General features: G+C 64.9%; 11 protein-coding genes and 1 tRNA gene. 4 read left to right on the forward strand and 8 right to left on the reverse strand.

The genetic code is table 11. From position 1 onward, the window contains the following. Nucleotides 1–13: 13 nt before the first annotated feature. Entirely contained in the window at nt 14–787 is a 774-nt protein-coding gene (rlmB, locus tag E6P07_RS06580) for a 23S rRNA (guanosine(2251)-2'-O)-methyltransferase RlmB (protein WP_153974871.1), read from the reverse strand. Next, a complete protein-coding gene (gene rnr, locus E6P07_RS06585) occupies nt 780–3,137 on the reverse strand; it encodes a ribonuclease R (protein WP_153974872.1) in 2,358 nt (785 codons plus the stop codon). Before rnr ends, rlmB begins: the two co-directional genes overlap by 8 nt. 117 nt (nt 3,138–3,254) lie before the next feature. Between rnr and E6P07_RS06590 the strand changes: the two genes are divergently transcribed. The 4 genes from E6P07_RS06590 to thiO all read left to right on the forward strand — a co-directional run bounded on the left by E6P07_RS06590 (nt 3,255) and on the right by thiO (nt 7,340). Continuing rightward, nucleotides 3,255–3,341 (forward strand) — tRNA-Leu (locus E6P07_RS06590). Nucleotides 3,342–3,672: 331 nt separating this feature from the next. Then, nucleotides 3,673–5,040, forward strand: a complete 1,368-nt coding sequence (purB, locus tag E6P07_RS06595) for an adenylosuccinate lyase (protein ID WP_153974873.1) — start codon at nt 3,673–3,675, stop codon at nt 5,038–5,040. Nucleotides 5,041–5,262: 222 nt separating this feature from the next. Continuing rightward, nucleotides 5,263–6,228: a 4-hydroxy-3-methylbut-2-enyl diphosphate reductase gene (ispH, locus tag E6P07_RS06600; protein WP_153974874.1), complete on the forward strand. Its 966-nt coding sequence runs from the start codon at nt 5,263–5,265 to the stop codon at nt 6,226–6,228. A 26-nt stretch (nt 6,229–6,254) separates the two neighbouring features. Next, a complete protein-coding gene (gene thiO, locus E6P07_RS06605) occupies nt 6,255–7,340 on the forward strand; it encodes a glycine oxidase ThiO (RefSeq protein ID WP_153974875.1) in 1,086 nt (361 codons plus the stop codon). 37 nt (nt 7,341–7,377) lie between these two features. On the opposite strand, the gene folC is transcribed toward thiO, so the two are convergent. From folC to truA, 6 genes are all read right to left on the reverse strand, one after another. Beyond that, nucleotides 7,378–8,658 (reverse strand): bifunctional tetrahydrofolate synthase/dihydrofolate synthase, encoded by a 1,281-nt coding sequence (gene folC / locus E6P07_RS06610; RefSeq protein ID WP_153974876.1) that lies wholly within the window; start codon nt 8,656–8,658, stop codon nt 7,378–7,380. Between the two features lie 20 nt (nt 8,659–8,678). Next, nucleotides 8,679–9,572 (reverse strand): acetyl-CoA carboxylase, carboxyltransferase subunit beta, encoded by an 894-nt coding sequence (accD, locus tag E6P07_RS06615; protein ID WP_153976166.1) that lies wholly within the window; start codon nt 9,570–9,572, stop codon nt 8,679–8,681. Between the two features lie 105 nt (nt 9,573–9,677). Continuing rightward, the gene (trpA, locus tag E6P07_RS06620; protein ID WP_153974877.1) at nt 9,678–10,487 is read right to left on the reverse strand and encodes a tryptophan synthase subunit alpha; all 810 of its coding nucleotides are present in this window, start codon (nt 10,485–10,487) and stop codon (nt 9,678–9,680) included. Beyond that, nucleotides 10,484–11,713 (reverse strand): tryptophan synthase subunit beta, encoded by a 1,230-nt coding sequence (gene trpB, locus E6P07_RS06625; RefSeq protein ID WP_246172992.1) that lies wholly within the window; start codon nt 11,711–11,713, stop codon nt 10,484–10,486. Before trpB ends, trpA begins: the two co-directional genes overlap by 4 nt. Next, nucleotides 11,688–12,347, reverse strand: coding sequence for a phosphoribosylanthranilate isomerase (locus E6P07_RS06630; protein WP_153974879.1), 660 nt, complete (start codon nt 12,345–12,347; stop codon nt 11,688–11,690). The genes trpB and E6P07_RS06630 overlap by 26 nt, the downstream gene beginning before the upstream one ends. Nucleotides 12,348–12,358: 11 nt before the next feature. After that, nucleotides 12,359–13,162: a tRNA pseudouridine(38-40) synthase TruA gene (truA, locus tag E6P07_RS06635; RefSeq protein ID WP_153974880.1), complete on the reverse strand. Its 804-nt coding sequence runs from the start codon at nt 13,160–13,162 to the stop codon at nt 12,359–12,361. Nucleotides 13,163–13,179 lie beyond the last annotated feature (17 nt).

Consider the following 13,179-nt stretch of genomic DNA (forward strand, 5'->3'; position numbering starts at 1 on the left):
CGGCGGTTGCTCTTTAGCTGAAGTGATGTGGATCGGAAAACGGCAAGCTCCGTCGCTGACGTAGGGCCTCATAGAGACAAACTCCGGCGGCGACCGAGACGTTCAGGCTCTCGACCTGGCCGCACATCGGCAGACGCACCAGACGATCACAGCGTTCGCGGGTCAGACGGCGCAGTCCACGGCCCTCGGCCCCCATCACCAGGCCCAGGGGGCCAGTCAGATCAGCGCGGTAGAGCTCGTCGCTCGCCTCACCCGCCGTGCCGATCAACCAGATCCCGCGCTCCTTGAGCCTCTCCATGACCCGCGCCAGATTTGTGACCTGGACATAGGGCAGGGTCGCGGCAGCACCGCTTGCGACCTTGCACACCACGGGGGTCAGCCCGACGGCGTTGTCCTTGGGGGCGATGACGGCCTGGACGCCAGCCGCCTCGGCGGTGCGCAGACAGGCGCCGAGATTGTGCGGATCCTGGATCTCGTCCAAGAGTAGCAGGAATGGTGGCACCTCGAGTCGATCGAGCAATGCCATTAGGTCGGACTCGCTGCGCGCGGTCGGCACCCGGACCCAGGCCAGCACGCCCTGATGCTTGATCCCGGCGGCAGCGCGTTCCAACTCCGCGCGCTCGACCTGACGCACCCGGATACCGGTCGCGCGCACCAACTCGGCCAGTTCATTCAGACGCCTGTCGCGTCGCGTCCGCTCCAGCCAGACCTCCTCGACCCCCTCGATACCGAACTTCAGGGCGGCACGGACGCTATGAATCCCCCCGACAGGCGCGCGCTCAGTCATCGTGCTTCAAGGCGTTGGACGAACGCTTGCGCTTGGAGCGCGAACGCGACCGCTTGGATCTAGGCGGGGCGGACTGGCCTGTCTTGCCGGACTGAGCGGAGGCTTCCGCCGCCGGACGCGCGCCTGCTGATCCAGCCTTGCGACTGCGTCTGGTCTTGGCCATCGGCTCGGCGAGCACGAAATCGATCTTGCGTTCATCCAGATCGACGGCGGCCACCCGCACCCACAGCCGATCGCCAAGACGATAGACCATGCCAGTGCGCTCACCATGCAGATAGTGACCAATGGGGTTAAAGTGATAGAAGTCGTTGTCGAGCGCCGTGATGTGCACCAACCCATCGACATGGACCTCGTCGAGTTCGACGAAGAGGCCGAAGGAATTGACGCTGGTGATGGTGCCCTCGAAGGTCTCGCCGAGTTTGTCCTGCATGAACTCGCACTTGAGCCAGTCTTCAGCGTCGCGTGTGGCCTCGTCGGCGCGGCGCTCGGTGCCCGAGCACCACTCGGCGATTTGTTGCAGCTCGGTCTTGGTGTAGTCGAGATCCGCGGCTGTGCCGCCGGCGCTCAGGTGCTTGATGAGTCGATGCACGACCAGATCCGGATAGCGCCGGATCGGTGAGGTGAAGTGCGTATAGGCGTCGAAGGCCAGACCGAAGTGACCGACATTATCGGTGCTGTACATGGCCTGCTGCAGCGAGCGCAGCAGCACGGTCTGGATCAGATGCCGATCGGGACGCCCCTTGACCTGCTCCAGCAGTGCGGCATAGTCCGCCGCTGTCGGCCTCTCGCCACCCGGGAGCTTCAGCGCCAGCTGCGCCAGGAATTCGCGCAGGTCATTGAGTTTCTCTTGGCTTGGCAGGTCATGGATGCGATAGATGGCCGGCAGCCGCTTGCGCTGGAACAGGCGCGCGGCGGCGACATTGGCCGCCAGCATGCACTCCTCGATCAGCCGATGGGCATCGTTGCGCACCAGCGGCACCACGGATTCGATCCGACCCTGGGCATTGAACAGGAACTTGGTTTCAGTGGTGTCGAAGTCGATCGCCCCACGCGCGGCGCGCGCCGCACGGAGTGCCTGATAGAGCTGATAGAGCTCATGCAGATGCGGCAGGAGATCGGCGTAGCGCGCGCATAGCTCGCCATCGCCGTCGATCAGCATGGCCGCGACCTCATCATAGGTCAGTCGCGCCCGCGAACGCATGACCGCCTCGAAGAAACGGGTTCGTGTGACCTGGCCCTCAAGGTTCACATAGAGCTCGGCCGTCATGCACAGTCGATCGACATGCGGGTTGAGCGAACAGAGCCCATTCGAGAGCACCTCGGGCAACATCGGGATGACGCGGTCGGGGAAATAGACCGAGTTGCCGCGTGAAAACGCCTCGCGGTCGAGCGCGGTGCCGGGGCGCACATAGCTGGAGACATCGGCGATACAGACCAGGAGCTTCCAGCCCTTGGGTTTGCGCTCGCAATAGACGGCATCGTCGAAGTCGCGCGCATCGGCACCATCGATCGTCACCAGGGGCAAGCGACGCAGATCCACCCGCCCGGCCTTGGCCGCCTCAGGCACCTCTTCGGTCAGACCCGCGATCTCAGCCAGGACCGCCTCTGGCCACTCGACCGGCAGGTTATGGGTGCGGATGGCGATGTCGGTCTCCATGCCTGGAGCCAGATGATCACCCAGTACCTCGCGGATGCGTCCGATCGGCGGGGTCCGTGAGGTCGGCTGATCCGTGATCTCGGCCACCACGATCTGCCCCTGCTCGGCACCGGCGAGCCGATCGCTGGGGATGACGATGTCGTGGATGAGCCGCTTGTGATCCGGGACCACGAAGCCGACACCGCTTTCTTTATAGAGTCGTCCCACCACACTGTGGGTATTGCGCTCCAGGATCTCGACCACCGCCCCCTCGAGTCGTCCGCGCCGGTCGCGTCCGGTCACCCGCACCACTACGCGATCGCCGTGGAAGAGCGCGCGCATCTCCTTGGGATAGAGATAGAGATCGTCCCCGCCCTCGTCGGGTCGTACAAAGCCGAAGCCATCGGGATGACCGATGACGCGCCCGGCGATCAGGTCGCGGCTGTTGACCTGACAGAAGGCGTGATTGCGATTGCGGACTAGCTGGCCGTCACGGACCATGGCCGCGAGACGACGTTCGAGTGCGATCAGGTCCTGTTCATCGGAGAGGGCAAGCGCAGAGGCGATCTCATCGAACGCAAGCGGCGCGCCGTGGTTGGCCAGGGTCTCGAGGATGAACTCCCGGCTCGGGATGGGGTTGGCATACTTGCGCGCCTCGCGTTGGCGATGGGGGTCGGCGCCCTTGGCGGGTGTGGCTGGTCGGCGTCTGGTCACTATGAAAGCGTCGTGGCGGATAAAGTCACTAGTGTACCCTTGACAGGGTCATTCTGTCTCAACTATTATCCACGTCTCCACTGGGGGCACGGGCGAAGGCCGACGCAAACAGTGACTGCCGAGGTGGCGGAATTGGTAGACGCGCATGGTTCAGGTCCATGTGGGCGAAAGTTCGTGGAGGTTCGAGTCCTCTCCTCGGCACCAATCCTTCTGCCTTCACCCATCACGGGTGATTCCAAAAAGGCGCCGCATCTTAAGGATGCGGCGCCTTTTTTATGGTGCACCAGTCCCGGCGCGCTAGGGCTCGCCTAGGCGCCTGTCGATGAAGGCAGAAGATTCATGGAAGGTGGATGCCCGCGCCAAACAGGGCAAAGCCCCGGTGGTGCTGAGGTGGACGCAACGACCCCCGTGTGTTCAATGAACTGCCGGATGCGAAACCGCATGCCCGGTGGTGTGAGAGGGCGGCGGTGACCCCGTCACCTACTCCATTGCCCGTCTTCATTCAGGGTCCTCGATTGGAACATAGACTATGTCGATGCCGCTTTCCACGCTCACCGCGATCTCACCTGTAGATGGCCGCTACGCGGCCCGCACCGCAGAGCTACGCGCGATCTTCAGCGAGTACGGACTCATCCAGCATCGGGTCCTGGTCGAGCTGCGCTGGCTCCAGGCGCTCGCCGCCCATCCGGGGATCCCTGAGGTGCCGCCCTTCTCCGACTCGGCCAACAGGTGGCTCGATCAGATCCTTGCCGAATTCGGTCTCACCGACGCCGAGCGGATCAAGGAGATCGAACGCACCACCAATCACGACGTCAAGGCGGTCGAGTATTTCATCAAGGAGCGCATCGCTGGAAACGCTGAACTGAGCGCCGTCGCCGAGTTCGTCCATTTTGCCTGTACCTCGGAGGACATCAACAACCTCGCCTACGGCCTGATGGTGCGGGCCGCGCGCGAGCGGGTGTTGCTGCCCCAGATGGACGCCCTGATCGAGGCGATCCGCGCCCTCGCGCATCGCTATGCCGATCAGCCGATGCTGTCGCGCACCCATGGTCAGTCGGCGACCCCGACCACACTCGGCAAGGAACTGGCCAATGTGGTCCATCGTCTGCGCGCGCAGCGCGCCCAGGTGGCCGAGGTCGCCTTGCTCGGCAAGATCAATGGCGCGGTCGGCAACTACAACGCGCATCGAGTCGCCTATCCCGAGGTCGATTGGCCCGCTTTGGCCCAGTCATTCGTCGAATCCCTGGGGCTGAACTGGAACCCCTACACCACCCAGATCGAGCCGCACGACTATCTGGCCGAACTCTGTGATGGACTTGCCCGCTTCAACACCATCTTGATCGATCTCTGTCGCGATCTTTGGGGCTATATCTCGCTCGGTTATTTCAGACAACGCACCATTGCCGGCGAGGTCGGCTCCTCGACCATGCCGCACAAGGTCAATCCGATCGACTTTGAAAACGCCGAGGGTAACCTGGGTCTGGCGAATGCCCTCTTCGGATATTTCTCGTCCAAACTGCCGATCTCGCGTTGGCAGCGCGATCTCACCGACTCGACAGTGCTGCGCAATCTGGGTGTGGGCCTGGCGCATCTTAGCATCGCGTTCCAGTCGATCCAGAAGGGCTTGGGCAAGCTGGAGGCCGACCCCGAGCGTCTGACCGCCGATCTCGACGCCAACTGGGAAGTGCTGGCCGAGCCGATCCAGACCGTCATGCGTCGCCACGGCGTCGAGCAGCCCTACGAACGGCTCAAGGAACTGACGCGCGGGCGTCGCATCAGCGCCGAAGCCCTGACCGCCTTCGTCGACACCCTGGAAATCCCGGACTCAGCCAAGGCCGAACTCAAGGCCCTGACGCCTGCAAGCTACATCGGCGAAGCCGCCGCACTCGCACGCGCCATCTAAGCCCGACATCTCAGCGCGCGCGGACGTCACGGCTTAGTGGACCGGCGTCAGGGGCATCGACCGCATTGCGGTCCTCGAGCCTCTAGGGATGTATCCACGGCGTCCCCCCGATGCCGGTCACTATTCAAGCCGCCTACCCCCGGCAGGAACCCAGCCAAGGCTCACAAAACCCTACTTTGGCTCTCTGTTTCAATCCGACAGCACCGCCTATCCTTGACGACCATGACCTCGAACCAACACGCACTCTCCATCGAACTGGCCAACCCACGCGGCTTCTGCGCCGGTGTCGACCGTGCCATCGCCATCGTCGAGCGCGTCCTCGAACGCTATGGCGCGCCCATCTATGTCCGCCACGAAGTCGTCCACAACCGTTTTGTCGTCGACGGACTGCGCGAACGCGGCGCCATCTTCATCGAGGAACTCGACGAGGTGCCGGACAACGCGACCCTGATCTTCAGCGCCCACGGCGTGCCCCAGGGCGTGCGTCAGGCGGCTGAGGCCCGCGGTCTGCGGGTGTTCGACGCCACCTGCCCGCTCGTCACCAAGGTCCATCTGGAGGTCGCGCGCCACTGTAAGAACGGGGTGAGTGTCATCCTCATCGGTCATCGCGGTCATCCCGAGGTCGAGGGCACGCTCGGCCAGTTCGTCGAGTCCATCGACGGCGCCGCCATGCATCTGGTCGAGAAGGCCGCCGATGTCGAATCACTGGTCGTCGCCGATCCAGAACGGCTGGCCTATGTCACCCAGACCACACTGTCGATAGACGACAGCCGCGAGATCATCGCCGCCCTCCAGGCCCGCTTCCCGGCGATCCAGGGTCCGAAGAAGAGCGATATCTGCTACGCCACCCAGAATCGCCAGGACGCCGTCCGTGACCTGGCCCAGCGCTGCGACCTGATGTTGGTGGTCGGCTCACCGAACAGTTCCAACTCCAACCGGCTACGCGAGCTGGCCGAGAGACAGGGCTGTAGCGCCTATCTGATCGATGGACCCGAAGACATCCAGCGTGACTGGCTGGACGGTCGCGCGCGCATCGGCGTCACGGCCGGCGCCTCCGCCCCTGAGATCCTGGTCGAGCGCGTGATCGCCCAACTCAAGGAGTGGGGGGCCGGCGAGGTCATTGAGCAGGATGGCATCCGCGAGCAGGTCGTCTTTGCCCTGCCGCGCGAACTGGCGCAAGACTCCTAACGAACCCGAGCGATGGAGGAAACCTGATGCGGGATGTTTTGGTCATCGGTGGCGGTATCATCGGTCTGCTGACTGCGCGCGAGCTACAACTGTCGGGTGCCAAGGTCACGCTGATCGAGATGGGCGAGACCGGGCGCGAGTCATCCTGGGCGAGCGGCGGCATCCTCTCACCACTCTATCCCTGGCGCGCCCCCGAGCCGATCACGTCGCTCGCACGTTGGAGTCAGGACCTCTATCCCGTGTTGACCGCGCAGCTCCTGGAGTCGACCGGGATCGACCCCGAGTTTACGGTCAGCGGACTGCTGGTCCTGGATGATGAGGATCTCGACCAGGCGCTCGACTGGGGCGTGCGCCATGGTCAGCCGATTGAAGTCATCCAGGATCCGCCCCCACACGTGATCGAACCCGAGTTGGGTCCGCATTTGGCGCGCGCCCTGCACCTGCCCGGCATCGCTCAGCTACGCCCACCCCGATTGTCGAAAGCGATCCGGCGCGCACTCGAAAGGCGCATCGATCTGCGCGAGCGCGAGGAGGTGATTGAACTACTGATCGACGGCGATCGCGTGCGGGGCGTGCGCACACCCAAGGGTCGGGTCGAGGCCGGGGATGTCGTCATCTGCGCTGGCGCCTGGACCGCCAAGCTGCTCGAACAACTCGGCGCGCCGCCCACCATCCAGCCAGTCCGGGGTCAGATGCTGTTGTTCCACGCCAAGCCAGGTCAGATCCATCACATCACCCTCTACGCCGGTCGCTATGCCATCCCGCGTCGCGATGGGCGCGTGCTGTTCGGTAGCACGCTCGAACACACTGGATTCGTCAAGCGCACCACGGCCGAGGACAAGGAGGCACTCTACCACGAGGCCATCGAACTCTTCCCCGTGCTCCGGCGCACGCCGATCGAGGATCACTGGGCGGGGCTGCGCCCCGGTTCGCCACGCGGGATCCCCTATATCGGTGCCTATCCAGGGATCGAGGGGTTGTATTTCAATGCCGGTCACTTCCGCAACGGCCTGGTCATGGGGCCGGCCTCGGCACGGCTGATGGTCGATCTGATACTCGACCGCGAGCCGATCCTCGACCCGGCGCCCTATGCCCTGAACGCCCCTCGCTGAATAGCGACTGAAGCCGGCAGTCCCATCGAATATCCAACTATGCTGGGCAGGCGGGATGGCGAAGCGCCTGCCCGACTGTCGTGAACGACCCGAGGATGAGCAGCGCATCACCGGGCATGGATTCGGCCAGCGCGGCTCCGATCGCGTCGGCGACAGACCCGAAGGCGCCGCGCCTGTGAGCACCGATCAGCCCATCCAGGCGTTCGCTCAACGTTCTGACCGGCAGGGCGCGCGCATCCTCGCTCTGAGCCAGATACCAGTCGTTCACGAGGTCGCGCAGCGGCGCGACGAGTCGCTCGGGGCTCTTGTCGGCCAACACCGCAAGCACCGCGCGCAGGCGTCCAGGACAGGCGAAGGCGCGCAGATTGGCGGCCAGGGCGGTGGCTGCCTCGCCATTGTGGGCCACGTCCAGGATCCAGGTGATGTCGCCCGACATGACCTGGAAGCGTCCGGGCAGACGCACCCGTTGCAGACCGGCGCGGATGGCATTGACCGGAACCGGGAGCTGTTCGCGCAGTGCCTGCAAAGCCGCAATGGCGGCTGTGGCATTGTCGAGCTGGAACGGACCGCGCAGCGCCGGGACGGGGAGCGCCAGCCGCTGTCCATCGGGACCGGTCCAGACCCAGCCCTCGGCGGTCGGTGCATGATCGAGCTCACGCCCGAGCTGGAGCGGGAGTGCCCCGATACGGGTCGCCTCGGCACGCAGTGTCTCGGGGGCGTCGCGCTGACCGATGATCGCCGGACGTCCGGCACGGAAGATCCCGGCCTTCTCGCGCGCGATCGACTCCAGGTCCTCGCCCAGCCAGTCGGTATGGTCCAGCCCGATGCTGGTCACGACGGAGACCTCGGCGTCGATCAGATTGACCGCATCCAGCCGCCCGCCGAGCCCGACCTCCAGCACGACGAGATCGGGACGGGCGCGGGCGAAGCGGTCGAGCGCCGCCAGCGTACCGAACTCGAAATAGGTCAGCGAAATCTCTCCACGCGCCCGGTCGATGCGCGCGAAGGACTCGCACAGTGCCTCATCCGCAACCGGCACGCCGTCAAGCCGTACCCGCTCGTTGTAGCGGCACAGATGCGGCGAGGTATAGACCCCACAGTGATAGCCGGCGGCGAGCGCCATCGCCTCGATCATGGCCACCGTCGAGCCCTTGCCATTGGTGCCGCCGACCGTGATCACCGGACAGGGCAGCCGCCCGCCCTCTGGGGCCAGCCGCGCCCACACCGCGCCGACCCGCTCCAGCCCAAGATCCATCCGGCGCGGATGCAGGTTCGACTGCCAGACCAGCCAGTCGTCGAGCGTCGTGAAACGCACCATACCCGTTGTCGCGTCTGCGCTCAGACCGGCACCACGGTCCGGCAGTAACGCGGACGGTGCATGAGCAAGGCCAGTAGATCGGCCAGCCGCTCCCGCAGGTCGCGTCGGTCGATGATCATGTCGAGCGCCCCCTTCTCCAGCAGGAACTCGCTGCGCTGAAAGCCTTCGGGCAACTGCTCGCGCACCGTCTGCTCGATGACGCGCGGTCCGGCGAAGCCGATCAGGGCATTGGGTTCGGCGATATTGAGATCGCCCAGCATCGCCAGACTGGCCGAGACCCCACCCATGGTCGGATCCGTCATCACCGAGATGAAGGGCAGACCGCGCTCGCGCATCCGCGCCAGGGCCGCGCTGGTCTTGGCCATCTGCATCAGCGAGAACAGACTCTCCTGCATCCGCGCCCCGCCGCTCGCCGAGAAGCAGACATAGGGCGAGCCCTGCTGGAGCGCCGCCGCCACACCGCGCACGAAGCGCTCACCGACCACCGACCCCATGGACCCGCCCATGAACCTGAACTCGAAGGCCGCCGCCACGATGGGCATCTCCTTGAGCCGGCCGCGCATCACGATCAGCGCCTCCTTCTCGGAGGATTCCTTCTGGGCTGCCGCGAGACGGTCCTTGTATTTTTTGAGATCCTTGAACTTGAGAGGATCGAGCGACTCGAGATTCGCGCCGATCTCCTCGCGACCCTCGGGATCGAGAAAGGCCTCCAGGCGTCGGCGTGCGCCGATCCGATTGTGATGGCCACACTTGGGACAGACCTCGAGATTGCGCTCGAGCTCGGCACGATAGAGGATGGCACCACAGCCCGGGCACTTGACCCAGACACCCTCGGGTACGGCGCGCTTGGTGCTGGAATCGATGCGGATGCGGTCTGGGATGAGCTTCTCGAACCAGCTCTTGCCCTTGTCCATCGCCTGTTTCATGGTGGCGGTGGCCTGGGCCTGAACCTTCAGTTTGGTGGATTCTTGCATCGTCGTTGGTGTGCTCTGGACCTAGGTTACAGTGTGGGTTGACGATCAGCGCACCCCGTCGATCGCCGTGCGCAACTCGGTGAGGAAGGTCGCTACCGTCTCGGCGATGCGCTCGGGCGTCGCGGCGAGCGCCTCGATCCGCGCGACGATGGCACTGCCAACGATCACGGCGTCGGCGACCTTGGCCAGGCGCGCCGCCGTCTGCGCGTCCTTGACCCCAAAACCGACGCCGACAGGAATCTCGATCGCCGATCGGATGCGCGAAAGATGCTCGGCGACATCCGCCGTGTCGAGATTGGCCGCGCCGGTCACGCCCTTGAGCGAGACGTAATAGACGAAGCCCGAGGCCAGGGCGCCAATCCGCCGGATCCGCTCCTCGGTCGAGGTCGGCGCCAGCAGATAGACCAGATCCAGCCCCTGCGCCCTCAGCGTCTTGACCAGATCAGACCCTTCTTCCGGCGGCACGTCGACGATCAGAACGCCATCGACACCAGCGGCTTGCGCCCGCTCGGCAAAGGCGGCATAGCCCAGGCGCTCGATCGGATTGAGATAGCCCATGAGCACCACGGGCGTTTCGCTGTCGCGCTCGCGGAAGGTGCGCACCATCTCCAGCACCTCGGCCAGCCGCACGCCCTGGGCCAGCGCGCGTTCGGTCGCGCGTTGGATCACCGGGCCATCGGCCATCGGGTCCGAGAAGGGCACGCCCAGTTCGAGGATGTCGGCCCCGGCCGCGACCATGGACTGCATCAGCGGTACCGTGAGCGCCGGCTCCGGATCGCCGGCGGTGACAAAGGGGATGAGCGCGGTGCGACCCTGCGCCTTCAGTTGGGCAAAACGCTGTGCGATGCGACTCATAGGACCAAGCCCTCGTGACGCGCGACCGTGTGCATGTCCTTGTCTCCGCGACCGGAGAGATTGACCAGGATGCTCTGATCGGGACGCAGGCTGGACGCGAGCCTGTGGGCATAGGCGAGCGCATGGCTCGATTCGAGCGCCGGGATGATGCCCTCGGTGCGCGTGAGATGATGGAAGGCCGAAAGCGCCTCCTCGTCGGTGACGGCGACATACTGGGCGCGCCCGCTGTCCTTGAGCCACGCATGTTCGGGGCCGACGCCCGGATAGTCGAGCCCGGCCGAGATCGAGTGAGTCTCGAGGATCTGGCCGTCGTCGTCTTCCATCAGATAGGTGCGATTGCCATGCAACACACCCGGACGCCCGGCGGTGAGGGGCGCGGCGTGATGGCCGGTCTCGATGCCCTCCCCGCCCGCTTCGACCCCGTAGATCGCCACATCCGTGTCCGCGATGAAGGGATAGAATAGACCGATGGCGTTCGAGCCACCGCCGACACAGGCCACCAGTGCATCCGGCAGGCGCCCGGTGCGTTCCAGCATCTGGGCGCGCGCCTCGCGCCCGATCACGGTCTGGAAGTCGCGCACCATCATCGGATAGGGATGTGGCCCGGCGACCGTGCCGATGATGTAGAAGGTATCATCGACATTGGTCACCCAGTCGCGCATGGCCTCGTTCAGCGCATCCTTGAGGGTGCGTGAGCCTGAGGTTACGGGCACGACCTTCGCGCCCAGGAGGCGCATCCGATAGACATTGGCCTCCTGGCGTGCGACATCGACCTCGCCCATATAGACCACGCACTCCAGCCCCAGACGCGCAGCGACCGTGGCGGTCGCCACACCATGCTGACCAGCGCCGGTCTCGGCGATGAGACGGGTCTTGCCCATGCGCCGGGCGAGCAGCGCCTGACCGATGGTGTTGTTGACCTTGTGCGCGCCCGTATGATTGAGATCTTCGCGCTTGAGATAGATCTGGGCCCCACCCAACTCGCGGCTCCAGCGCGCGGCATGATAGAGCGGCGATGGCCGACCGACATAGTCGCGCAGATCCGCATCCAGCTCGGCCTGGAAGGCGGGATCGGTCTTGCAGCGTTCATAGGCCAGTCGCAGCTCTTCGAGCGGATGCATCAGTGTCTCGGGGACGAACCGCCCGCCATAGGGGCCGAAGTGTCCGGTTGCATCCGGCAGGTCATATACATCCAGGCGTTCAGCCTGGCTGATTGCGACGTCGATCACCATCTCTTACCCCTTGCATGAAAGCGAAAATAAGGTCTGGATCCTTGATGCCCTTGGCGGTTTCGACCCCACCGCTGACATCGACTCCATAGGGTCGCACCTGTTCGATGGCCTCGGCGACATTGGCCGGGGTCAATCCACCGGCCAGCAGGATCTCGGAAGCGAGGTCGGGCGGGATACGCGCCCAGTCGAAACACTGGCCGGTGCCACCGGCGCGTCCGGGCTCATAGGCGTCGAGCAACAGACCATCGGCACCGCTGAAGCGTTCGCGCTCGGCGGCCAGGTTGATTTCTGGGCGCATCCGGATCGCCTTGATCCAACGCCGTCCGAAGGCCGAACAAAACCCAGGTGACTCGTCGCCGTGGAATTGGAGCAGATCCAAAGGCACCTGCTCCAGGGTCGCCGCGATGGCCTCGGGTCTGGCATCGACGAACAGCCCGACGGCGGTGACAAACGGCGGTAGCGCCCGGCACAACTGAGCGGCCTGCTCGGGTGTGACCGCGCGCGGACTGGCGGGATGAAAGACGAAGCCGACCGCATCGGCCCCGGCCGCCACGACAGCGGCGATATCCGAGACCCGCGTCAGGCCGCAGATCTTGACCCGTGTTCGCTGAATGTCACCTCGTCTCATACGATCCCGACTCAAACGTCCCGCAAACGCTGGAGCGGATCGGTGCAGTCGCACTGGGGCAGACCGAACTCGGCTGGATAGTCGGCCCGAACGAAATAGAGCCCCTGCGGCGGCGCGGTGACGCCACCGAGTCGCCGGTCGCGGAGCTCCAACAGTTCGCGCGTCCAGTCCACCGGGGCCTCGCCGCGTCCGATGGCCATCAGCACCCCAGCGATGTTACGCACCATGTGATGCAGAAAGCCGTTGGCACCGATCGCCAGGGTGATCAGTCCATCGCGCTCGCTGAGATCCAGATAGAACACACGCCGGATCGGACTCTTGGCCTGACAGGACAGGGCACGGAAGCTCGAAAAGTCATGCTCGCCGACCAGAGCGATGGCAGCGGCGCGCATCCGTTCCAGATCCAGCGCTTCATGCACCCAGACGGCACGATCGCGCTGGAGCGGCGAACGGGTGCGCCGTGCCAAGATCTGATAACGGTAGTGCCTAGCCTGGGCGCTGAAGCGCGCATGAAAACGACCATCGACCGGATGCGCCCAACGCACGCCGATATCGGGTGGCAGATTGGCATTGGTCCCAAGTACCCAGGACCGCTCACTGCGCCTAGCCGTGGTCTCGAAATGCACCACCTGTTCGAGCGCATGGACACCGGCGTCGGTGCGCCCGGCACAGTGAAGCCTCACTGGGTGATCGGCAACCCGCGAAATGGCGGCCTCCAGTTCGGACTGTATGGTCCGCGCCCCAGGTTGCGTCTGCCAGCCGTGGAAGTGGGTGCCGTCATACTCGACACCCAGGGCGATGCGACCAGGTCTCAAGAGGCTGTTACTCGCGC

This window comes from Thermochromatium tepidum ATCC 43061, from assembly GCF_009664085.1.
Taxonomy (GTDB): domain Bacteria; phylum Pseudomonadota; class Gammaproteobacteria; order Chromatiales; family Chromatiaceae; genus Thermochromatium; species Thermochromatium tepidum.